The organism is Bacteroides sp. ZJ-18 (assembly GCF_011038705.2).
Taxonomy (GTDB): Bacteria; Bacteroidota; Bacteroidia; order Bacteroidales; family Bacteroidaceae; genus Bacteroides; species Bacteroides hominis.
In genome coordinates this window covers 4270135-4294470 of sequence record NZ_CP072198.1, presented here as the reverse complement: position 1 = coordinate 4294470, position 24336 = coordinate 4270135, and the positions used below count along the sequence as shown (strand labels likewise).

Genomic DNA, 24336 nt, shown 5'->3' with positions numbered 1-24336 from the left:
ATACGGTTCACCACAGAGGACACAGAAGACACAGAGTTTTAATCTCTTGTTTATTAGGATATTTAAGAGAAATATATTCTCTGTGTCCTCTGTGTCCTCTGTGGTGAACATCAAAAACATACATATTATGAAACAAACTACGATGGCTCTTCTGGCAGGTATCTGCCTGCTGCTGTCCGGGTGCACTGCCGACGGCATACCCGGATCGGAAATCAACGGGGATGTCCGCCTGCGTCCCGGAGAGCAGGCGGTGATGTTCAGCCTCGACGGAATTAGCTCCGGTGGAGGCGTGCCTGTCAGCCGTACGGAGGCGGATGCGGGAGAGACGATCGCCGGCGAGAACGAGATACAGGCGTTGCGGATATACAGTTTTGTCAATACTTCGGGCAGCGAGTCCGATGCTTCGTCGCTCACTCTGGAGCGGATTTACAGTTATGAGCAGGGCGGGGCCGCCAATGACTTTACGCTCAGCCCCCGGGCGGGTGGCTATAGGTTTGGTATCGGGGTGCCCGAGGATGCCTACGAGCGACGCTTCCTGATGTTGGCTAACACGCCTGCGCCGGCGGACCTCACCGCGGTGGCCGCTACGGAGGCCGACCGTTCGTCGGCCACCCCATTGAGCGGGGTACTGACACGGCAGACCGCCGTCGCCGCCGGGCCGCCCGCCGCACTGGCGGCTCCTTTCCCGATGTCGAGCAACGTGCCCAAACCGGTGCTGATGAACGACGGAACCTATCGGTATGACGACGGGGCAGTCTTCACCGCGGCCGACCTTGCCGGGGGGCTGAAGGTGAAACTCAGGCGGCGGGTGGCACGCATCGACATCAGTAACCCGTTTGTCAGCCGGTTTGTCCTGAGCGGGCTGAGCTATACCCGGCAGGACAAGGCAGACTTGTTCGACAGAGCAGCGGGAAGTACGTCAGCCACTGCCGCCATAGAGTTGCCACTGACGGATGCCGAATGGCTGCCCGCGGCGGTATACAGTTTTCCGGGAGCCTTCACGCTCACCTTGAAGGGGACTTATCTGGGCGCGGAGACCACCGTGTCCATCCCTGCCGCTGCGCTGGAGGCAAATTCCCGTTACGTGGTGCGCGTCAAAAGTGCCGAAAACAATGTGGCCGCCACCCTCGAGGTGTTGCCTTGGGACGAGGGGGCGGATATCGACGCCGAGGTGACGGCGACGACCTACAATACCGAGGTGGCCTCCGTCACTGGGCGGTTGCCGGCCGGGACCGGGTTCGGGCCCGTCGTGTCTTGCTTCGGGCTGGTAGAGCTGCCGACGCGGACGGTCCGTGTGGCGCAAAATTCGTATACCTGCGTTGCCGGGCGCGGGGGATTGATGTCCGGGGCGCTGTCCGATGCCGTCCCGGCCACCGAAAAGTGGGTGGCGAAGGAGTTCGTGCCGGCCGGATCGGACCGCACGTACCAGATCGTGAGTTATCCCTTCGTCCGCTTTACCGGCGCATCGGGCAATTCCGACCCGATAGGTGTCATCCTCTCGGCGCCGCTACAGGGCCGCGTCAAGGTGGTGCACAGTCAGACCGATGATAATACCGCCGAAGTGAGGCTTTACCTGATACCCACCGAAGAAGAGGTGGCCGACCTGAGGGAAACGGGAAGCGGCCCGATGCGTTCCGTCTCCGTGTGGCGGAGGAGAGTCCCGACGGCTCCCGCCACCTTCACCCTGGTGCTGCAAGATGCGGCCACCGGCGCTTTGCGCTACGAAGACTGGAGGGTGGTGGAAGACTGCTTCAGCTATGGGGCGGAGGAAAACACGTCCATTCCCCGGGAGTGGCCCGCGGGGGGGAGCCTGCGCGATACCCCTTCGTGGCTATCCCGGCCTTGGACACTGGACGAAGCCACTCCCATCCTGCTCTCTCCCTATATGGGGGAGGTCAGCCTGTGCCTCGACCCTGAAACGGCGCAGGGTGGCGTGGGGACGGCAAGGACGGCGGCGGAAGCGGCTTTGAGCCCCGAGTCCGACGGATCGGCCTACGTCGAGACGCCGGGCGACCCATGGGCGGCGGTCTTCCTGGAAGATGTGCTGGACATCGGTGCCCTGATGCCCCGGCGGCGGATACTGACCGCAGTGCAGGATAACCTGACCGGCGCGGAACGGCGGGCCGTGCTTGTGGTGCGCCGTAACACGCATTCCGGGTCCTCCGGCACCGGTGGCGGGGGTGGGGACATAAGGTCTCTCTCGACGACCGTCGCCGACCCGACGGTGCTGGATGGCACGTCATTGGAGGAGCGGCGCTACACGCTGGTGCAACCCCCGGTGTCTGCCGCGGTGCATGCGCGGATGGCGTCGTCGGCCGGGCTCCGGTTGGGAAACGGCTATCCGGTGGACGAGCTCTACATGGATGGAAACACCATCTACGTGGGCAAGAGGAATACCCGGTGGACGATATCCAATCCCTGCCACGTGGTCAGCGAAGGCCGGAAGCCGGTGAGGGTCATCATCCCCACGGGGTGCGGCTGGCTGTACGAGAGCCTTGTGTATGTAAGCCGGGAGGATGTCTTGACAGGTGACGGAGACGAGGGGGACGGTCCCCCGCCCGGCTTTGTCCGTCAGCTGCGGCTGCTGCCCAACGAGACGGGCGCGGACCGCAGTGTCAGCTTCAGTGTGCAGACTTATGAAGGAGGAGCAATCCGGACATCGACTTATACGCTGGTGCAACGCCCCATATATCAGGCGGATTCTTCGGGAGGCGGAAGCTTGCTTTCTCAGTAACGGAATAGAAATGAATACAACTCACCACAGATTACACGGATTCTCACAGATTAATAATTTATTTTACTGGGAGTTAAACTAAAATATCTGTGTTAATCTGTGTAATCTGTGGTGAACTCAAAACAATTATGAAACAGACTATACCTATTATTTTTCTCACCGCTTTGCTCACCCTGGGCGGTTCCGCCTGTTCCGACGTATCGGAGCAGGATGGTTTCCTCCCGGTCTCCCCGGCGGACGGTGAGCGGATCGTGAATCTTTCGCTTACCGGGCTGGCAGGTGGAGGCGCCGTGCCTACCCGTGCGGGTAACGAAAGCCTGACACTGGCGGGAGAGTGTGAGGTGAGGTCGCTCACCGTCTATTGCTTTGTGAGCTGGGACGGAACTGCGGAGCAGACAGATGTGACGAACTTCAAGCACGAACGGACGTACCGCTATGAGGCGGGCGGAACAGACAATGACTTCCTGTTGCTGCCCGATGCCGACGGATATCATGCCGGTATCGGGGTGCCCGAAGGGGACGCGCACCAACGGGCCTTCCTGGTGTGCGCCAACCGCGGGATAGCCAACCCGCCCGGGGATTGGGCAAACCTGACTTATGGCACTGCAATCAGCACCTTCAAGTGGACACCCGATCGGGAATCGGGCGGGACGGCGTATCTGCCTCCGGCATGTCCGCTGCTGCCCATGAGCGCGAAAGTGACCCACCGGGTGATCAGTTCCGACGGAGTGATAAGCGATGATCCCGTTTTCAGCCCGCAGCAACTCGATCGGGGGCTCTCGGTGCGGCTGGTGCGCGGGGTGAGCCGCATCGATATTGTGAATCCCGACATTACGGGATACCGGGTGGAGGGGATACAGGTGAAAGCTGCGGCGGAAATGGCTCTTTTCGCTGAACCGGCGGGCGCTGCTGCAACGGAATATAAGGCCGTTCCGCTATCCGTCACTGCCGTACAGACTGCCGGAGCCTGCTACCTTTTTCCGCTCAAAGCAGATACGGAGGTGGAGATCGGCCTCACCGGGAAGTTGATGAACAACGAACTGCCGCTGACGGCACGGGGCATCATGAAGCCCAATACCCGTTACTTGCTGCGGGTGCGGAACGATGATGCCAACCTGGGGGTAAGCCTCGAGGTGGCGGACTGGGACGAAGGGAACGGAATAGATACCGGCGATCTTTCGGACAGGCTCAACGCCGGATGTACAGTGGAGGTGGCACCGTCGGCAACGGGTGTGACGGTGGCAGGTACCACTATCACACTGAGGGACGGTATTCTGAGGGAAGCGAATCCTGCCATTGTCACCCTGACCGGAGCCTCGGGAGATACGAAACCGATCGGGATTCAAATTCCCGAGGGATGTGACTGGCTGGCGGCCGGGACGGGACAGGTAACCGGCAACCCTTCATCGGAAACGTTTCAAACTACTTTAGAGATGAAGCAACCTGCCGTAACCCGTACGGTTAGAGCCGGAATAGGCGGAGGTTCTTTTGTTACCGTCGGCAACGATTATCCGTTGCGTGTGCCTGTCAGCTTTGTGTACGAAAAAGACGGGAAGACCTGCTTTGTGGAGTATACAGTCTGTCTGGAACCGGCAGCGGCGCACAGTCCTGCGTTGGCTTCGGTGGAGGTCCGGGGAGTGGGGCTGATGAAGGATCTGTGTCGTGTCGATCCGGACGCGCGGGTCATCCGCTTGCCGGCGTTTGGAGGTGCTGCGTTCCGGGTGATCGGGCACGAGGTGGTTACGAGAGCGACAGGCGGGGGCGGCGATTCCTATCTGGAATTTTTTGCCTGGGAAGATTATGACTGGGTGAAGAAGGTATCGGTGTCATCACCCGGTGCGGTTAGCTTATACTTCCGGGTGGACGAAAACAGGACCGGACAACCTCGTGAAGCCACCTTCCGGATGCGCTATCGGGATGCGAACAACGATGACGCGCCGGTGGAGGCCGACTGGCTTGTGGTGCAGGAAGCCGATCCGGACCCGGCACAGATGGCCGATGACGTGGAGGTGAGACTCCCGCTGCGCGAAGCCGGCGAACTCCGGATGGAGGGAAGTGAAATCCGGGTTGCCATGCGTGACCCGATCCGTGTGGGAGATGATGGATACAATGAGGTAAGATTCTATGAAGCGTACATCCGGACCCTTCGGGAGAGTGGGGCTGCCGCAGCCGGAAAGCAATTAAAGGCCATTGTGAACAGGCTTGAGTCGACTGTCACCGAAGTGAATGATAATCCCTTCTGTGTAGGCTTGCTCTATCCGGCGCTGTCCGCACCGGTGAAGGTGACTGTCGATGCGTCCTGGCTGCATGCCGGTTACGAAATGACCGCTCCTTGCATCAGCCTGAAGGCGGATTTGTATGTGCCTGTGACGGTAGAGGAGATAGGCAACCTGCCTCCCCGCACGGCGACGGTCAGCGTGGAGCTGCGCAATGGTGAAACACGCAAGCTGACTGTGAGGCAAGAACCCCACGGCGTAAAATGATTCTTTTACAACAGATAGTATTAACACACTAAAAAACGAACGTGTATGAAAAGAAGTTCTTTGTTTAAATGGATGGCTTTCACCTTTTTATTGGGATTGGCATCTTGCAGCAACGAAGAGTTGCAGAATGAAAACCGGCCGGATGTCCCGCTGAAGAGTGGCGAACAGTTGGTAAGTATGAAAATCAATGGGTTAGGAGGGACTGTGGTCACCCGTGCGGCAGGCGACAACATCATCGCTTTGCCCGGTGAAGTGAAAATCGAAAAGCTGGACCTGTACAGTTTTGTGGACCTGTACAACCAGAGTTCAAGTGCGGCGATTACCGGGACCAGTGCGGATGACTTGAAGAAATATACCCTGGAACGTATCTACCGGTATAAAGCTTTGGGCAACGAAAACGACCTGGTGCTCACCCCCGTGGGCGACGGATACCGGGTTTCGTATGGCGTGCCTAAGGGCGACGGGCGCACCCGCAGATTTGTGCTGGTGGTGAACGACGGTGAGCGTAACACTTCAAATCTGACTGCTCTCGCCGTCACCACCGCCGGGGTGGGGAATGACCGCAGCACTGCGTCGGTCTTTTCCGGCTTGGATGACTTGAAAATCCTTGAAACCGCACTCAGCGCAAATGGCAATAACATCACTGCTGAGAATGGGCTGCCTATGACCGCCGTCATCGGGCGTAATGAATACGATGGCTCAGGGGCGCAGAATTTCAATACATTGTATACCAATCAGGACGTTGCCGAAGGCACGGCTCTCAATGCCACGCTGGTGCGCCGTGTGGCCCGTATCGACATCAAGAACCCTGTAGGTACAGGCTTCACGGTGAAAAAGGTAACACTCTCGGGAGCGAAGAACTCTACGATGTTCGGCAATGTGCCGCAGGCAACCACCTCCGGGGACTACGATATTGTAGCTTTGGCGGCGGCAGACGTGGTGAACGCGGAACTGATTCCTGCCGCACTGTACGCTTTGCCGATAGAGGCGGAGACTACTAATGGTTATATCCCAAGTGTAGAAATTACAGGCAGCATAGGCGGTAGCGGTGATATCAAGGTGAAAGCCGAGTTCGGTAGCAGCATGACCGGTACTTTCAAAGGTATGGATGTCAATACCCGCTACATTGTCAACCTCAACAACAGTGCCGGTAATGTCACTGCCGACATCACCGTTGCCGAATGGAACTACGGAGAATCTGTAGATACGGAGGACGTGATGGGGAAATTGAATGCGAATGCCCAGTTGACAGAGGAATCTACTAATGCGACTTTGGATGCCGGTGCAAAGACGCTGACCATCAAGTATCCTTCTCCAAGTTTCTCAGCAGTGAAGATCGCCACTATCGAAGGCACGAACAATAACGATATCAATCCGATCGGTATCGTATTGCCGGAAGATTGTGATTGGCTGGAAGTTGGGTTAGAGAGTGCCGGATCTTTAAACTCGAGCAAGATCTCTTACAAACTGAAAGTCACGAAAGCGAACAATACCGGACGTCCGCGTACGGCAAAGCTGTCCCTCGTGACGTACAATACTACTGATCGCAAGCAGAAAGTTGATGAATATATCGTTTACCAGGATTATCTGGACATTACGGAGTATACGGGAGATTTCACTACTGACTTTGGTCCGCTGGTGGCAAACATGTTTTTAAAGCAGGGTGAGGACGTTTACAAATGTTCGCCTTTTGGCCTGGACGTAGCGTTCGTGTTTGGATTGGAACAAGGGGGAACCCTGACAGCAGTGGATGTGGTGATTCCCGAAGATTGCGACTGGATACAGAAATCTAATATTCTATTAGGCTCCCAAAGCATACATGCCCTTTCCATGACCGATAATATCGGTAAAGAAGAGCGCCGTGCCACGCTGACGCTGAGACATTGGGATGCGTCCGCCAACATGGGCAGCGGAGCAATGGAGACCAAGGACATGACCATCATTCAGAGCGGCACGGTAGACAAGGCGACGCTTTGCCAAAGCGCCGAGATACAACTGAATGCCGATCTGGCAGCGGCCGGCTGCATCAAGATGGACGGAAACACGATTATTATAGCGGGAGAGATTCCTGATAATCTTGGGCTTTCTGTAGAGCAAAAAAAATATATGTTTACCATCAGCGGCACTCCTTCTACCGATAAAAAAGAGATACGTCCGGTGCTTGTCTCGTTTGGAGAGGCAGATAACCGATGGGTAGAGTCGGAAGGAAAAGTCAATATGGTAACAGCTAACGGTTCGTATAATGTAAAGGCACGTTTCCCTCAGAATTTCGGAAATGCCCGCGAAATGAACTTTACCGTGACTACGTATGCCAATGGGGCGCCGGTAGTGAAGACTTACCGTCTGATCCAGAAAGAATCGGGTACTGTCCATGTGAATTAATGGCATTCATGCAGGCCGATAATTGACTTCCCTGTCGGGAGACACGGACAGTATTTGTTTTGTTTGTATAATTCCTCCGGACAAGTGAGTCCGGAGGAATTACTTTTTAGGGCCTTTCCCCCGATTGCCAAGTATTTATCGCACAGCCTCTCCGGCTTACCCTTCGTGATGCACCACCGTCTCTTTGATGAAATAGACGCAAACGGCTCCCACGATCAGCAGTACGCCCGCCAATACCAGCATGTTCACCTGATGTCCGCCGACAAGGTGGAGGATGCCTCCGCCGACGAGTGCCGCTACAATTTGCGGAACGCAGATGGTCCCGTTGAACAATCCCAGGTAAGCGCCCATGTTCTTGCCCGAAACAGAATTGGTCAGGATGGTGAACGGCAGGGCGAGCATGGCTGCCCAGGCGCATCCGATCAGCAGGTAGGAGATGAACAGCAGGTATTCGTTGTGGAAGAAGAGGGTGGATATAAATCCGGCGCCACCCAGCACGAGGCTCAGTGCGTAGGCCTGCTTGCGTGCCTTGAACAGGGGGAGCACCACTGCCCAGATGACCGAGCCGATGGCCTGTACGGCAAACAGCACGCCTACCCAGTTGCCCGCTTCCTGATAGCCTGCGCTCTGCACGTCGGTGGTGCCCCATACGGTGGCTGCGATGGCACCGTTGGTATACGTCCACATGTACATGAAGGCCGCCCAGCAGAAGAACTGTACCAGGCCTACCGTCCAGAATACTTTCGGGGCATGCTTCAGCAGAGAGATGAAGTCGGTTTTCTCTTTCTTTTCGTCGGCTGTGATACCGTGGAATTCTTCAAACTCTTTCGGGGGCATCTCTTTCACTTTTACCGTGGTGTAGATGACGCACAGGATCAGGATGGCGGCACCGATGTAGAACGAGTAAATCACCGAATCGGGTACCGTCCCCTTGCCCGCCGTATTGCTGATGCCGATAAACGTGAAGATGAACGGGAACAGATAACCTACCAGGCTGCCGGCATTGCATAGGAAGCTCTGGATGGAGTAGGCCAGTCCCTTCTGTTTCTCGTTTACCATGTCGCCCACCAGCATTTTGAAAGGCTGCATGGCCATGTTGATCGAAGTATCGAGGAACATCAGCGACACCAGTCCGAAGGTCATCGCCGTGCCCACTGCCATGCCGAAACTGCCTGCGTTGGGCAGCAGGCACATCACGAGCACCGCGATCAGCGAACCTACAAAAAGGTAAGGGATGCGCCGCCCGAAGCGTGTCCAGGTTTTGTCGCTTGCCGAACCGATGATGGGCTGTACGATGATTCCCGCTAACGGAGGGAGTATCCAGAAATAGCTCAGACTGTGCGGATCGGCGCCTAATGTAGCAAATATGCGGCTGATGTTGGCGCTTTGCAGTGCGTATGCAATCTGTACGCCGAAAAAACCGAAGCTGATGTTCCACAGCTTCCAAAAACTTAAGTCAGGTTTTACTTTCATGGTGAATCTATAATTATATTGTTTTGAGTTCACCACAGATTGCACAGATTAACACAGATTGATAATTTGCCTTATTTATTACCAATAAAATTAAAGAATCTGTGAAAATCGGTGTAATCTGTGGTGAACCCGGTTTATTTCGTTGTTCCTCGTACCACCAGGTTGGTCCGCACGATTTTGTTGCTGCTTTTTCCTTCATCGTTTCCCTCCAGTTTTTCTATCAGCAGCTTGATGGCACTTTTGCCTACCTCCTCGCCGTGCTGCTCTACCGTGGTCAGTTTCGGGTCTGTGCTTTGGGCAATGGCTCCGTCTGTGAACCCGCAGATGGACACTTCGTCCGGCACTTTCCGTCCCACCAGTTTGCAGGAATAGAGGATGCCCGATGCCGTTTCGTCGTTGATGGCAAAGAAACCGTCCGGACGGTCGGGGCCTTCCAGCAGGGCGGGAGTAATGGCAATTGCTTTCTCGCGGGTATCACACAGCTTGATCATGCTCTGGTCTACCGGAATCCGGTACTTCTTCATGGCATCCAGGTAACCGTTCCGCCGGTTCTTGGAGATTTCGAGGTGAGGGGCGGCGCTGTAAAAAAAGATGCGTTTGCATCCGGTCTGTATCATATACTCCACCGCCGCAAACGAGCCCGCGTAATCGTCCACCACCACCCGTTCGGTATTGATTCCGGTACAGATACGGTCGTAAAACACGATGGGGATATTATTGTCCAGCAACTCTTGGTAATGGTCGTATTGGGAGGTATCTTTGGCCAGGGAAGTGATGACCCCGCAAACCCGTGCCGCGAGAAAAGAGTGGACGATTTTCACTTCCCGTTCATACTCTTCGTTGCTCTGTGCCACCAGGATGTTGTATCCGGCTTTTGCCGCCGTCTCCTCGATGCCGCTCAGCACACACGAAAAAAAGTGGTGCACGAGTTGTGGAATGATGACCCCGATGGTGTTGGAACGGCTCGTGCGCAGGTTCAGTGCCAATACATTAGGCTTATAATTATGTTCGCGCGCGTACTTATGTATAGCGTCCCTTGTTTCCTGGCTGATGTCGGGATTGTCCTTCAAGGCCCTCGATACGGTGGAGGGGGAGACTCCCAGTTCGCGGGCGATGTCTTTGATCGTGATTTGCGGTTTATTCATGGTTGATTGGTTTTGAAATTCACCACAGAGGACACAGAGGGCACAGAGTTTTTTTTAGACATAAGAACCAAAGGACATACTATCCTTTATTTGTTCATCTGTTCTGTTGTCTGAAAACAAATAGAGCGCAGCTGATTAATCTCTGTGAAACTCTGTGTCCCTCTGTGGTGAATAATTCGTTTTTCACCCAAAGGTAAATGATTTTATATAAAAACAAAACCAATATATTTACGGATTTGTTTAATATGATACAAAAATAGTGTAAAGGAGGCTAAAAAGTTCGGTGACAATGTGCTATAACCCCGCTTTTACGGTGCAATCGTTTGCGTAGTTGCGGGAGCGGATTTGTCGGACATTAAATAAGTGGCTGTCGCTTAATATACTATTTTTGCTACGTAATCAAGAACGGGAATGGAGTCGTTCATTCTCTATGTAAAGTTTAGAAATCATATTAATATTTATATTGTTAACTTTAATTTTTAAATGCATGAAGCAAGTTAATCTTAGAATCTGTCGTATGATTCTGCCCCTGTTGTTTGGGCTATTCTTGTCATTGAGCGCTTATGCACAGCAAGTCTCTGTCAAGGGACATGTGAAAGATTCAACGGGTGAACCCGTAATCGGCGCGAATGTGGTTGTGAAGGATAATTCTTCTATCGGTACGATTACCGATCTGAACGGAAACTTTGTTCTGAGTGTTCCTCAACATTCTACCCTCGTGATTTCTTTCATCGGTTACAAGCCGGTTGAAGTGAAAGCTGCTCCCAGTGTGACGGTGACCCTCCAAGATGACGCGGTGATGCTTCAGGAAGCGGTGGTGATCGGTTATGGTACCGTGAAGAAGAATGACGTGACCGGCTCGGTGATGGCAATCGATGCGGACAAGATGGTAAAAGGTATGGCTACTTCGGCTTCCGACCTGTTGGTGGGTAAGGCCGCAGGTGTCAGCGTGATTACCGACGGCGGCGCTCCGGGAGCCGGGGCTACGATCCGTGTGCGCGGAGGTTCGTCCATGTCGGCCAGCAACGACCCGCTGATCGTTATTGACGGGGTGCCTGTCGATAACACCGAAATCAAAGGTATGGGCAATCCGCTCTCTACCGTCCACCCCAATGACATCGAGACGTTTACGATTCTGAAAGATGCCTCTGCTACTGCTATTTACGGTTCGCGTGCCTCCAATGGTGTTATCATCATTACCACCAAGAAGGGACAGTCGGGACGCGTGAAGGTGGACTACAGCGGCACGTTCTCTATCAGTACGAAGTCGAATACGGTCGATGTGATGAAGGCAGACGATTTCCGTAATTTCGTGATCGAGAAGTTTGGCGAGAATAGTCTTCAGGCCAACGCTTTGGGCAAAACCTCTACCGACTGGCAGGATGAAATATTCCGCACGGCTTTCAGCACCGACCATAATGTAAGTGTATCCGGAGCCGTTCCGCATATGCCTTATCGTGTGTCTGTGGCGTATACAAACGAAAACGGTATACTGAAGACTTCGAACATGCAACGTCTGACAGGTGCCATTAACCTGAACCCCAACTTCTTCGACAAGAAGCTCAACATCCAGCTGAATGTGAAGGGAGTGTACAACAAGAACCGTTTTGCCGACCGTGCAGCTATCGGTCTGGCTACCCAGTATGACCCCACACAGCCTGTCTATATGGAAGGCAACCCTTACGGAAACGGATACTTTATGTATATGAAGCAGGAGGGAGACAAGATTTCTCCGATTGATATCGGTCTGGCCAACCCTGTTGCCATGCTTGAAGAGAAAGATGATAAATCGACCGTTTACCGCAGTATCGGCAACGCGCAGATCGATTATAAATTCCACTTCTTGCCCGAACTGCGCGCTAACCTGAATTTAGGTTATGACGTATCGAAGAGTAAGGGTGACGTGATTATCGCCGACAATTCACCGCTGACTTACTGTACGGGTAACTTCAAAAGCGGTTTTGGCGAAAACAGCCATTATACACAGTTGAAGCGCAACACCTTGCTCGATTTCTACCTGAACTATACCAATACGTTCGGAGTCAACTACATCGACGTCATGGCAGGTTACTCCTGGCAGCATTTCTATAATTCGACTACCAACTCTTATCCCTACTCGGCCGCTTATGCAGAGAAGACCGGGGAAGAATTCTATAAGAAGGGGGATGACTATGCGAGCGAAAGCTACCTGGTTTCTTTCTTCGGACGTCTCAACTATACATTGTTGAACCGTTATCTGGTGACATTCACCTTGCGTAACGACGGTTCTTCACGTTTCAGCCCGGACAACCGCTGGGGATTGTTCCCGTCCGTAGCACTGGCGTGGAAACTGAACGAGGAGTCATTCCTGAAGAATGTGAACGCTATCTCGGACCTGAAGCTGCGTTTGGGCTATGGTGTGACCGGACAGCAGAACCTGGGTAACGGAGACTATCCGTATATGGCCCGCTATATGTACTCCAAGGCAGGTGCCAACTATTATTTCGGTGACACCGAATACTCTCTGATTGCTCCGCAACCTTACGACCAGAACCTGAAGTGGGAAGAAACCACTACCTGGAACGTAGGTATCGATTATGGTTTCCTGAATGGACGCATCACGGGTACAATCGACTATTACTTCCGTAAAACGAAGGACTTACTCAACACCGTTACAGCTCCTGCCGGAACCAACTTCAGCAATCAACTGCTGACCAATGTAGGTACATTGGAGAACAAGGGTTTTGAATTCAGCATCAATGCCCATGCCGTTTCAACCAAAGACTGGAACTGGAACATCGGCTACAACATCTCTTACAATAAGAACAAGATCACCAAGATGACCTTCAACGACGACCCCAACTATGCCGGTGTCATCCATGGCGGTATCGACGGTGGTACAGGATACAACGCCCTGATCCACCGGGTAGGCGAGGCATTCAACTCCTTCTACGTGTTCGAGCAGATTTACGGTCCCGACGGTAAACCTATCGAAGGTGCTTATGTAGACCAGAATGGCGATAACCAGATTAACGACGCCGACCTGATCTGCTTCAAGAAAGCTGCTCCCGACGTGTTCATGGGGCTGACCTCACAACTTTCTTATAAAAACTGGGACTTTTCATTTGCTTTGCGCGGTAGCTTTGGTAACTATGTTTACAACAACGTACAGTCCAACCGTGAAGCATACGAAGGCGCCAATATGTATGACCAGACCGGATTCCTGAAGAACCGTCTGACCTCTGCCCGCAGCACCGACTTCAAGAACGCTCAATACCGTTCGAGCTATTACGTTCAGAATGCTTCGTTCGTGCGTATGGACAACATCTCTTTGGGATATACGTTCAACAAGCTCTTCAATGATAAACAGAGTGCACGCGTATATGCTACGGTACAGAATCCGTTTGTCATCACTAAGTACAAGGGACTGGATCCGGAAATCAGTGGTGAAGGAATCGATAACAACATCTATCCTCGCCCCCGTGTATTCATGATTGGCCTTAATCTCAATTTTTAAATCTGTAAAACATGAAAACAATAAAATTTAAATATCTTCTTCCCTGTGCATTGCTGGGAATGATGTTAGGAGTAGCGTCTTGTGTGAACGACCTCGATACGGTTCCACTGGACAAAGACGAATTGGTTTCCGACGTTGTTTTCGGGAACGAGCCTTTAGCCTATGAACAGAGCCTTGCTAAGATTTATGCGGGTATGGCCATCGGTGGTAACAGCGGAGGTGACTCCGATCAGGATGTGGTAGGTATCGACGGCGGTAGCCAGGCTTCCTTCCTCCGTGTATTGTGGAATATGCAGGATCTGCCTTCGGACATCGCACACTGTGCATGGAACGACCCCGGTATCCCTGAATTCAACCACATCTCCTGGGGTGCATCCAGTCCGTGGATCAAGGGTTCATATTACCGCCTGTTCTATCAGATCAACGTAGCCAACGCCTATCTGCGCGAGACGACCGAAGATAAACTGGATGCCCGCGGTTGCGACGCTTCACTGAAAGCCTCGATCAAGACATGGCGTGCCGAAGCCCGTTTCTTGCGTGCACTGAGCTATGAGTATGCGCTCGACCTGTATCGCAATGTACCGTTTGTAGACGAAAACAGCCCGATCGGAAGCATTCCGCCGAAGCAGATCATGGCTGCCGACCTGTTCAACTGGATTGAGAAAGAACTGACTGAGTGTGTGGAAGATATGTTGGAACCGGCAGTGGGATACAACCAGGACTACGGACATGCCAACAAGGCTGCCGCATGGGCACTCTTGTCACGCTTGTACCTCAATGCGGAGACTTACGTCGGCCTGAACAAATACACCGAATGTATCACGTATGCAAAGAAGGTGATCGAAGTGGGCTATCAGTTGGAACCTGTTTATGTGGATATGTTCAAGGCAGACAATCACTTGTCTAACGAAATGATCTTCCCTGTACGCTATGAAGGCGACCAGACGATGACCTGGGGTGGTATGACCGCCTTCTTATGTTGGGGGGCTACGGCAACTCAGGATGAAGTCAACGCCAAAGGAGCATGGCAGGGTGTGAGGGCAAAATCTTCACTCTACAACCTGTTCCTTAAAGAGAGCGGCAGCGATGCGGATACCCGTAAGGCAATGCTTCGTACCGATCTGACAACCAGTATTGAAATTATTGACGAAAATACATTCCAGAATAATGGTATTCCTGTTACCAAATACTTCAATGTGAACAAGGACGGAACGCTGCCTCCTTCTAAGGAAGCTTACGTTGACTTCCCGCTCTTCCGTCTGGGTGAGATCTACCTGACGTATGCGGAAGCTGTGCTCAGAGGCGGTCAGGGTGGCGACAGAGCTACTGCTCTCCGTTATGTGAACGATCTGCGTAAAAGAGCATACAGTGATAAAACGCTGGCTCCTATCTCCGATTCCGATTTGACATTGAACTTCATCATTGACGAGCGGGGGCGTGAATTCTTCTTCGAAGGACAACGCCGTACGGACCTGGTACGTTTCGGACTGTTTACTACTGCCGGTTACGTATGGCCCTGGAAGGGCGGTGCTGCTAAAGGTAAGGCTGTAGAGAACTTCTACAACGTGTTCCCGATTCCGTCAGACGATATCGGTTCTAACACCAATCTTAAGCAGAATGAAGGATACTAAAATCGAATGACCATTAAAAACAACGAATAAGATTATGAAAAAAATATATTTCTATACACTGTTGTTAGGGCTCCTGGCTTTTACGGCTTGCGAAGACGAGAAGTCGCCCGTCATGGAGTTGCAGAAAGCCTCTGCTTTTGAGCCTTTCTCTCAAAGCGACTTTACTTTCAACGATGAAAATGCTGCGGCGGAGTTTCCTGAGATTAAGTGGACGCCGGCGGACTATGGAGTGAAGGCAGTGGTGAACTATGACGTTACGCTGACGAATGACGCGAATGCGAAAACCGTTTTATTAGGTGAAACCGGGGCTACCGTCCTGAAGTTTACCAATGCGCAGATGAACGCTATGATGGCCAAAGTGGGCGCTTATCCGGGACAGACTTATAACTTTACGATTACGCTGACTTCTAAGGCGTATGACCTGACAGCTGATCCGGCTTCGAACTCGATTACTTTCAAGGCTACTCCTTTTGATCCGAATGCGGTTGACTGGAAATTTGCTTATGTGGCCGTAGGGTATCCTGATTGGGACTATATGAATGCTTACCTCCTGGGTGATCCGGATGGCGACGGGGTATATCAGGGATATGCCAACTTTGACGCGGACGGCGCTTCGTATGCCATTGTGGACGGAAGTGATCTTACCAAGGTTCTGGCAAAGGACCTGACGGTTGCGAAAAAAGGATTTTACGGAATCAAAGTAGATGCCGAAGGTAAGGTAGAACAGACCGAACCCCTTGTATGGGGAGTGGTAGGAGACGCTACTTCCGGTGGTTGGGATAAAGATACGCAAATGGACTATGACGCCACCACCCGCTTATGGACGGTGACTACTTCGTTGCTTGACAAAGAGTTTAAATTCAGGTCGAACAATAGCTGGGATTCCGATAACTACGGAGCAGTGCCCGGTAAGGAGTCTGAGCTTGAAGGCGAACTGGTAGCAGGGCCTACTAACTTCAAGGTGCTGAAAGCCAGCCCGTACGTGATTACCCTGAATCTGACAAATGCCGGTAAATATTCTTATAGCATGGTAGAAACTACCATTGAATTGTCGAGTGCGGAAATGGCATTGCCGGGAAGCTATCAGGGATGGGATGCCGAGAAAGACGATTGCTACAAAGTAGTGTCTGCCGCCCGCGACTTTATCTATACCGGGACACACTATTTCGATGCCGATACCAAATTCAAATTCTGGGATGCCGGGGTATGGATCGGTATGATGGACCCTATCAGTTGGGATGGAGATAAGAACGTAGGGACATTTACTGTGAAACCCAGCGACGGCGATAACATCAAGATTGAAACAGCCGGTTACTATCGGGTAGGTGCCGATATGAAGAAGCTGACAGCTTCGTTGACCAAGACCGGATGGGAAGTGATCGGTGACGCCACGCCCGGCGGATGGGATAAAGGAACCTTGATGAACTATGATCCGGCAACCAAACTCTGGTCGGTGGATGTTGTTCTGGTGGCCGGTGAGATGAAGTTCAGATGGGATGGTGCATGGACTGTCAATCTGGGCGGCACTCTGGGAGCACTGACTCAAGATGGTGACAATATGAAGGTGACAGCCGGAACTTATACCATTGTGCTGAATCCGGATGCCAAAACGGCTACCATGACTAAGAAATAATCCTGTATTTTTTACCACAGGTAATTTTCTCACCACAGAGAACACAGGGTAACACAGAGTATTCATGTCGATAATCAGTGACATAAAAATCGACTCTGTGTTACGCTGTACCCTCTGTGGTGAATTTTTATATACCCCTCTCTTCTTTTTATATACAATAATACCTTTTAATCTATGAAATATTTATCTTTTCCGTTTCTGCTTCTCCTGCTTCCGCTGATTGGTTTCGGTTGTTCGTCGGATGAAGAAGAAACCGATTCTCTGATCCTTTCGTCTGATAGTGAAACTTATTTTGAGCAAGGCATTGACTTTCCCGCCGTTTCGGGAACACGGACTTTGTCGTTCTCGGCAGGGCGTCCGTGGCGGATCTCGCTGACCGGTGCGGATACACGTACGGCGGCAGACTGGTGTACGGTGACTCCGTCTTCGGGTGGGGCGGGCGACGCTTCCGTCACTGTCAGTACACAGGAAAACACCGGTTATGACAGCCGGAGCGTGAAACTGACCTTGGTGACAGGAGGAATTGAAAAGAGCTTTACCGTTTCACAAAAGCAGAAAGATGCGCTGACACTGACGGCCTCCCGCTTCGAAATAGGCAAAGAAGGAGGAAATGTGCAGGTGGAAGTAAAAGCCAATATCGCATTTGAGGTCGAAATCCCGGAAGCGGGCCGCAGTTGGATTTCTCAGGTCAATACCCGCGGATTGGTGTCTGCCAACCTGACTTTTGCGGTGGCTCCCAATCAGGGGCCGGCCGGGCGTGAAGGAGAGATTGTGATCAGGAGCGGCAGCCTTTCGGAAAAGCTCCGGATCACACAGGAGGGGAGCTGTGACGACGGGCTGAGTTTCCGGCCCGGGACTCCGGATGCCGATCTCCCACTGACCCTGTACTTTAAAGCAACGAAGGATTCTCCGCTTTATGACTATACGGGTGATGTTTATGTACATGCGGGAGTGGTGTCGGAAGGGAGCTGGATGCATGTGCCTGCGGACTGGAATACCAATGTGGACAAGTGCAAAATGAACCGGGTGGCAGATAATATCTGGAGCATTACGCTGGAGCCTTCGATGCGCCAATGGTTCGGTTCGGGCGAGACTCCGGTCCGGCAGCTGGGCATCGTCATCCGCAGTGCCGACGGCAGCAAAAAGGGACTGGACGGGGACTCGTTTGTCACTGTTACCGATCGTTTGTACAAACCTTTTGAGCCGGCGGCTGTCAAATATGCCTCCATGCCCGGCGGTTTGCAGGAAGGCATCAATCCGGTGGACCCGTCGACTGTCACACTGGTGCTGTATGATAAAGACAAAAAGGGAGGACATAAGGACTTTGCACATGTCGTGGGCGACTTTAATGACTGGAAGCTGAGTAATGAAAGCAACAGCCAGATGAACCGGGATGACGCTGCGGGGTGCTGGTGGATTACGCTGACCGGACTTCAGCCCGCCCGTGAATATGCTTTTCAGTATTATGTAGGTACGAGGGAAGGGGAGACCCTTCGTCTGGCCGATGCTTACAGCCGTAAGATACTCGATCCGGATAATGATAAATACATATCCTCTTCTACCTATCCCGATGCGAAAGAGTATCCTTCGGGGGCTGTCGGCATTGCCTCTGTGTTCAAGATACGGGAGGATGCTTATGACTGGAAGGTCAAAAACTTCCGGATACCCGATAAAGAGAACCTGATGATCTACGAACTGTTGTTGCGCGACTTCACTGCTACAGGCGACCTGAACGGGGCGATGGAGAAGATAGGGTATCTGAAAAGTCTGGGCTTCAATGCCGTCGAGCTGATGCCGGTGCAGGAGTTCGACGGAAACGACAGTTGGGGATACAATCCTTGTTTCTATTTCGCTCTGGACAAGGCTTACGGTACGGACCGCATGTATAAGGCTTTCATCGATAAATGCCATGAAGCGGGTATGGCTGTCCTTTTTGATGTTGTCTACAACCATGCCAGTGGTTCGCATCCTTTTGCCCGTTTGTATTGGGATACCAAAAACAACCGTACGGCAGCCGATAACCCCTGGTTTAATGTGAAAGAGCCCCATCCTTACGGTGTCTTCCACGATTTCAACCATGAATCGCCCTTGGTGCGTGCATTTGTAAAACGGAATCTGAAGTTCCTGCTGGAAGAGTATCACATCGATGGTTTCCGTTTCGACATGACGAAAGGGTTCACGCAGAACAGCAGTACGGAGGCCACCGCCGGAAAATATGATGCTTCGCGTATTGCCATCCTGAAAGATTATAACGGGGCAATTCGTGAAGTGAATCCGCAGGCTGTCGTCATCCTTGAGCATTTCTGTGACGAAAAAGAGGAGAGCGAGTTGGCGGAAGAAGGCATGCAGCTTTGGCGCAACCTGAACAATGCTTATTGCCAGTCGGCAATGGGCTATCAGTCGGACAGTGATTTTACTCCGTTGGTCACTTTCGGAACTACCATGCCCTACGGAGGATGGGTTGGTTTTATGGAAAGCCATGACGAAGAACGGACAGCCTTCAAGCAGATTGCTTACAGCGGGGAGCCTTTAAAATCGGATCTGAATGCCCGTATGAAACAGCTTGCCACGAATGCTTCATTCTTTTTCACGGCACCCGGGCCTAAGATGGTCTGGCAGTTTGGTGAAATGGGATATGATGTATCGATTGAAGAGGGAGGGCGGACCGGTAAGAAACCCCTGCATTGGGAATATCTGGATAATGGAGCCCGGAAAGAATTGTGTGATACGTACGCAAAGCTGTTGAAACTGCGGAGGGAACATGCTGAACTCTTTGATCCCGGAGCCACGTTCTCCTGGCTGGTGAAGACGGCCAACTGGACCGGAGGACGTTTTCTCACCCTCGAGGCAGCCAACGGCAAGAAGTTGGTGGTGGTGGGCAATTTCACCGCTAAGCCGATAGAGGCAATCACTACCTTCCCGGCAACGGGAGTCTGGACGGAGTATCTGAATGGTACGAAACTCCATGTGACCTCGATGCAGACCGGCCTGACGATACCTGCCCATGGATGTCGCGTCTATACTAACTTCTGATTATAAAAAGGGAGATGTGTCATAACTCTTTTCACCACGGAGTAACACGGAGTATCACAGAGTCTTTTATTAATAATCAATAACTTAAAATCGCCTCTGTGTTACTCTGTGTCCTCTGTGGTGAGTTTTGACACAGCCTCATACACAGCAAAGGGTGTAGCCATCCGACCGCTGTGGCTACACCCTTTGAAATATTGGTGACTGGGCTTTACAGCAGGCTGATCTTCGACAGCATCTTCTCTGTCCAGTTCATCTCTTCACCGATCCATCCGGATTCTTCCGAACCGAGCGCGTTCTGCTGTTGGTATTGCATCAGCAGATCCCTGTATTCCTTCAGCTTATCGGCAGCCTTTACCTGTTTGTTCATGCGCATCAGCAGCAGGATCTCCTGTTTGTTGATGTCCAGGTTGCGGGCGGTAGCGATCTCTTTGGCTTTCTCCAGCAGTTTCAGGCAGGATTCATTGCTTTCGGGAGTGTTTTCCTGTGCCATGCGTGCTTTCACCAGAATTACGTAATCGTGGTCCGAAGCCACCTTGTTGTCTATGTTCTTGCATACAAGCTGTTCGGCCATTTTGTAGCGTTTGTCTCCCTGGTACATGGCTGCGTTGAACGTCACGATATCCGATGTCGCTTTCTGATAAGCATGGCTGTGGATGCTTTCTTTTTCTCCCAGTTTGGCAAGTCGTTCTTTCAGTCGTGCATAGCTGTCATATCGTGTCAGGTTGTTGTAACGGTGCGTTGAACCATAGAAATCTTTTATTTTTGCGATAGCCGAGGATAATGCATCGGGGTTCAATCCTTTGAACGCCAGATAGTCTCTTGCAATCCGGTCGGCCTGTATCTCTTGTTTGCTGTTGTAATCCATTCCCAGGCGGTTTACTGTCCGTACGTTGACCAATGCCGCAATGGTTCCGATGCTGGCGGCCAGTTCAATGGCGCCCACCCGTTCGTCGTATCCGTACATCCAGTTGGTGTCATCGGCCGCCATGGCTACCGTACCGAGCACGTCTGCCCAGAAAGCGGCACGTTTGGCACGGGTTTCGGCACGTGACACGTTGTTCACCTGATGATCGAGGATGAAGTGAACCATTTCGTTGGCAATGACGGCTTCCAGCTCCTCTTCGGAGTCGAGTGTGCACAGTAAACCGGTACTTACCAGCATAGCGCCGTTGGGCAACATATAAGCATCCGGTTCGGGCGACTGGATGATGCGTACATTCAGGCGTTCCGGACGTTTGGAATCCACCTCTCCCGGATTGACTTTGGCAAAAATGGCTTGTACGTAATCCTCGATGTAAGCGTCTTTATAACTGATTTCGTTTAATTTGTCCAGATAGTCCAGGCACTCCTCGTCCAGCTCTTGCCGCATGTCATAGCGGTATCCTTTCCGGTCGTAGTAATCGTACATGCCTTGTGACAGGTAAATCCCCTGCCAGTACTCAAGGACCGTTTCCGGTTTCAATCGGATGATTTTGTTGGCTTCTTCCTCTCCGATAGGATATTGCAGTCCGTCGATTTCCACTCCGTAAGTGATGCCCACCGCATCGTTGGGTGAAATTCTCATCTTTCGCACTCCGCGTATGACGACCGGAGTCCCTTTTGAGTAGTTTTGATATTTCTCCGTCAATTCGCCTTTCAGCGCGATAGGACCGCTGAGATTATCCCCTTTTCCACTTCTGGCATACAGGATGCACGATGTCAGAACAAGCACAAACAGAATAGCAAGTCGTTTCATAGTCGTATCTTTTTTAGTAAATTTATTATTTAGATGTTACGAAGATACAAAAGAAGTTCCCTCTGTCACAGCTTTTTTCCCTATTGTGCAATAGGATTTTCCCTATAAAGAATATGCCTCTTTGTATTTAGATATAAATAATATACTTTATATTTGTACATTTTAAAATTGAAAGGGAAAACAAACGTCAGCAAGAGTCTTAATGAAACGTTCCAGAATTCTATACATTGCCGTTATCGGCCTTATCCTGATTTTAGCCGCCGGTTGGGCATATTCTGTACAAAGTCACCAGACGGAACAGATGGAGAAGAATATACAATTGGTTTATTCGTTCGGTCCAAATGATATAGGATATGGTAAGTTCCGGCAAAATCTGGAAGAGGAACTGAAAGCAAAAGGGATTACTCCACGGATTACAGAATTTTATTTAAATTGTGAGTTTTACAACGAGCAGGAGGAAGTAGAACGCATGCGCGGTTATCTGGATTCTGTTGGTGACGAAAGTGTGGATATGCTGCTGGTTGTAGGAGATCAGGCTGCTTATTCGGTTTTGAAGTCGGCACACCCTTTGCTGCGGAAGCGTCCTGTTGTGCTGAGTAACATTCATTTTCCCAACGAAGAGCAGTTGAGGCAATACGAGGATGCACCGGTATATTTACTTTCCGATAGACCCGATTTCAAAACGAACATCGAATTCATGAAGCGGCTGTTTGGCCGTAACAATATCACTGTGGTATATAACCTGGATTTAACATTTTTGGGAAAATGTTCTATGAAGAGGTTACTGGAGGAGGAGGATAAAAAGAATATTGTTATATGGGGGAGACAGAATGGTATTTTTGATTCGAACATCTATCAGACTCTTTATGGTCTGGCTCAGAAAGAAAATCTGGCCATAATGGACCGTTTTTCCCGAAATGAGGATACCAAGGATTTTACGATAAAGATGTTTCCTTTCCGTTATATGGCAGGGTTGTCTCTGCTTGTGATTACCGGCATGCCCGAAGAACGGCAACATGATACGGCTTTTTTGCTGGATAAATGGGATGTTTCGACCATGCCTGTTTCCCGCGTGCTGAATATTCCTTCATTCAGTTGCATCCGTGAGGGGTTTAATGAAAATATCGGCATTGTAGGTGGATATATGGCTACCGATGCAATATCGGCAGGGGCCGTAGCTTTGCTGGCAGAAGAATTTTGGGTGGGGAATGGAGTTAAAGGGCCTAAACGCCGCGAGCTTGCCAAGGAATATATCTTGGACTGGACCCCTTTTTCTGCTTTTAAAGTTTTTGATGTAGCCAATGTACCGGAGAATGTAAAAATACTCAATCGGCCTTTTTACGATAAATATCGTCGTGAAATATATGTCTCCGGAGCTGTCTTTGTCTGTTTGTTTATTGTCTTGTTTATTGCCCTGCTGCGCATCCGCCGCAAAGTCCGTTGTGAACATGAAGATATACAGGCTTTGAAGAGCGCACACGAGCATCTGTCTCTTTCCACCTCGGGAGGAAATATCTCTTTGTGGTATATACGCAGGGGAGAGCTGAACCTGGACGAGAACTTTATACAGCTTACCGGTATCAAGTGCCGGCGCTATGCTTTCAGGCAATTCTTAAAGTATCTGCATCCCGATGACATGCAGTGTATTGAGAAATTATTCAGGGAGACGAAAGAGTTGCAGGTGATGGCTCTGCAGCGGCTGCGGTTCTGCTTTGATGAGGCGAAAGGGTACGAGTGGTTTGAATGCCGTTGCGACAGCCTGAAGGATAATCAGGGAGAATTGGTGATAGCAGGTGTCATACAGAATGTACAGGAACTGGTACGAAGGGAGGACGAACTGATCAAGGCGAAAGAGATTGCGGAAAACGCTGAACTGAAGCAGTCGTTCCTGGCTAATATGAGCCATGAAATACGTACACCGCTAAATGCCATCGTCGGCTTCACCAACATCCTGGTAGACGAGACGGCCGGGGAGCTTGACGAGGAGGAGAAGAAGGATATGATCGGAATTGTGAATCATAACAGCGAGTTGTTGCTCAAGCTGATCAGTGATGTGCTGGATATTTCGCGACTGGACTCCAATAATCAGGAATTTGTCATAGAACGGTATGACCTGGCGAAGATTGTTTCTGAAATTTATCGTACCCATCAGGTGATCATCCATCCTCCTGTAGAGTTCCGGTTGAAGATGGACGATAGCTGGACTGTGTATGTGGCAGTGGATAAGCTCCGCCTGATACAGGTCATTTCCAACTTCCTCAGCAATGCGAACAAGTTTACTGCGGAGGGTAGCATTACGCTGGGATGCGAAGTGGATCCCGGGCGGGCCGAAGTAGGCATTTATGTGGAAGATACCGGCAAAGGGATCGACACCGGACACCTGAACGCCATTTTCGACCGTTTTTATAAAGCGGATGAATTTGCGCAGGGCACCGGATTGGGATTGTCTATCTGCAAGGTGATTGCCACACGGCTGTCCGGACGTGTCGAAGTGCAGTCTCAGGTCGGAAAAGGCAGTCGTTTTACTCTGGTGCTTCCGTTAATAAGGAATTCGGAAGGATGATTTCCATAATCTCTTCTTCCATATAGGC

Annotated in this window: 11 protein-coding genes; 8 read left to right on the top strand and 3 right to left on the bottom strand. The window is 51.5% G+C overall.

Annotated elements, in window-relative coordinates; all coding sequences use genetic code 11:
- Positions 1 to 127 precede the first annotated feature (127 nt).
- From G7Y45_RS17420 to G7Y45_RS17410, 3 genes are all read left to right on the top strand, one after another.
- A complete protein-coding gene (locus tag G7Y45_RS17420) occupies positions 128 to 2734 on the top strand; it encodes a hypothetical protein (protein WP_165015606.1) in 2607 nt (868 codons plus the stop codon).
- A gap of 128 nt (positions 2735 to 2862) precedes the next feature.
- A complete protein-coding gene (locus G7Y45_RS17415) occupies positions 2863 to 5217 on the top strand; it encodes a hypothetical protein (protein WP_165015609.1) in 2355 nt (784 codons plus the stop codon).
- A 45-nt stretch (positions 5218 to 5262) separates the two neighbouring features.
- On the top strand, positions 5263 to 7599 hold the full coding sequence (locus G7Y45_RS17410; RefSeq protein WP_165015612.1) for a hypothetical protein: 2337 nt from the start codon (positions 5263 to 5265) through the stop codon (positions 7597 to 7599).
- A 156-nt stretch (positions 7600 to 7755) separates the two neighbouring features.
- Here the strand turns inward: G7Y45_RS17410 and G7Y45_RS17405 are convergent, their stop codons facing one another.
- Positions 7756 to 9072 carry an SLC45 family MFS transporter gene (locus tag G7Y45_RS17405; protein ID WP_005807682.1) on the bottom strand — a complete coding sequence of 439 codons (1317 nt, stop codon included), beginning with the start codon at positions 9070 to 9072 and terminating at the stop codon, positions 7756 to 7758.
- Between the two features lie 134 nt (positions 9073 to 9206).
- Positions 9207 to 10217: a LacI family DNA-binding transcriptional regulator gene (locus G7Y45_RS17400; RefSeq protein WP_005780657.1), complete on the bottom strand. Its 1011-nt coding sequence runs from the start codon at positions 10215 to 10217 to the stop codon at positions 9207 to 9209.
- A 487-nt stretch (positions 10218 to 10704) separates the two neighbouring features.
- Here G7Y45_RS17400 and G7Y45_RS17395 point away from each other — a divergent pair, with 487 nt between their 5' ends.
- From G7Y45_RS17395 to G7Y45_RS17380, 4 genes are all read left to right on the top strand, one after another.
- Complete coding sequence (locus G7Y45_RS17395) at positions 10705 to 13713, top strand: TonB-dependent receptor (RefSeq protein ID WP_005807680.1); 3009 nt, start codon at positions 10705 to 10707, stop codon at positions 13711 to 13713.
- 11 nt (positions 13714 to 13724) lie between these two features.
- Positions 13725 to 15344: a RagB/SusD family nutrient uptake outer membrane protein gene (locus tag G7Y45_RS17390; protein ID WP_122296175.1), complete on the top strand. Its 1620-nt coding sequence runs from the start codon at positions 13725 to 13727 to the stop codon at positions 15342 to 15344.
- A gap of 34 nt (positions 15345 to 15378) precedes the next feature.
- Entirely contained in the window at positions 15379 to 16977 is a 1599-nt protein-coding gene (locus G7Y45_RS17385) for a SusF/SusE family outer membrane protein (protein ID WP_032543181.1), read from the top strand.
- A gap of 174 nt (positions 16978 to 17151) precedes the next feature.
- Complete coding sequence (locus G7Y45_RS17380; RefSeq protein WP_165015615.1) at positions 17152 to 20010, top strand: alpha-amylase family glycosyl hydrolase; 2859 nt, start codon at positions 17152 to 17154, stop codon at positions 20008 to 20010.
- 208 nt (positions 20011 to 20218) lie between these two features.
- Here the strand turns inward: G7Y45_RS17380 and G7Y45_RS17375 are convergent, their stop codons facing one another.
- Positions 20219 to 21745, bottom strand: coding sequence for a M48 family metallopeptidase (locus tag G7Y45_RS17375; protein ID WP_005780648.1), 1527 nt, complete (start codon positions 21743 to 21745; stop codon positions 20219 to 20221).
- 202 nt (positions 21746 to 21947) lie between these two features.
- On the opposite strand from G7Y45_RS17375, the gene G7Y45_RS17370 reads away from it, so the two are divergent.
- Positions 21948 to 24308 carry a HAMP domain-containing sensor histidine kinase gene (locus G7Y45_RS17370; RefSeq protein ID WP_165015618.1) on the top strand — a complete coding sequence of 787 codons (2361 nt, stop codon included), beginning with the start codon at positions 21948 to 21950 and terminating at the stop codon, positions 24306 to 24308.
- Positions 24309 to 24336 lie beyond the last annotated feature (28 nt).

Coding starts and splice junctions, on each gene's coding strand:
- G7Y45_RS17420 (WP_165015606.1), top strand. CDS start 128: ATGAAACAAACTACGATGGCTCTTCTGGCAGGTATCTGCCTGCTGCTG.
- G7Y45_RS17385 (WP_032543181.1), top strand. CDS start 15,379: ATGAAAAAAATATATTTCTATACACTGTTGTTAGGGCTCCTGGCTTTT.
- G7Y45_RS17380 (WP_165015615.1), top strand. CDS start 17,152: ATGAAATATTTATCTTTTCCGTTTCTGCTTCTCCTGCTTCCGCTGATT.
- G7Y45_RS17395 (WP_005807680.1), top strand. CDS start 10,705: ATGAAGCAAGTTAATCTTAGAATCTGTCGTATGATTCTGCCCCTGTTG.
- G7Y45_RS17415 (WP_165015609.1), top strand. CDS start 2,863: ATGAAACAGACTATACCTATTATTTTTCTCACCGCTTTGCTCACCCTG.
- G7Y45_RS17400 (WP_005780657.1), bottom strand. CDS start 10,217: ATGAATAAACCGCAAATCACGATCAAAGACATCGCCCGCGAACTGGGA.
- G7Y45_RS17410 (WP_165015612.1), top strand. CDS start 5,263: ATGAAAAGAAGTTCTTTGTTTAAATGGATGGCTTTCACCTTTTTATTG.
- G7Y45_RS17375 (WP_005780648.1), bottom strand. CDS start 21,745: ATGAAACGACTTGCTATTCTGTTTGTGCTTGTTCTGACATCGTGCATC.
- G7Y45_RS17405 (WP_005807682.1), bottom strand. CDS start 9,072: ATGAAAGTAAAACCTGACTTAAGTTTTTGGAAGCTGTGGAACATCAGC.
- G7Y45_RS17370 (WP_165015618.1), top strand. CDS start 21,948: ATGAAACGTTCCAGAATTCTATACATTGCCGTTATCGGCCTTATCCTG.
- G7Y45_RS17390 (WP_122296175.1), top strand. CDS start 13,725: ATGAAAACAATAAAATTTAAATATCTTCTTCCCTGTGCATTGCTGGGA.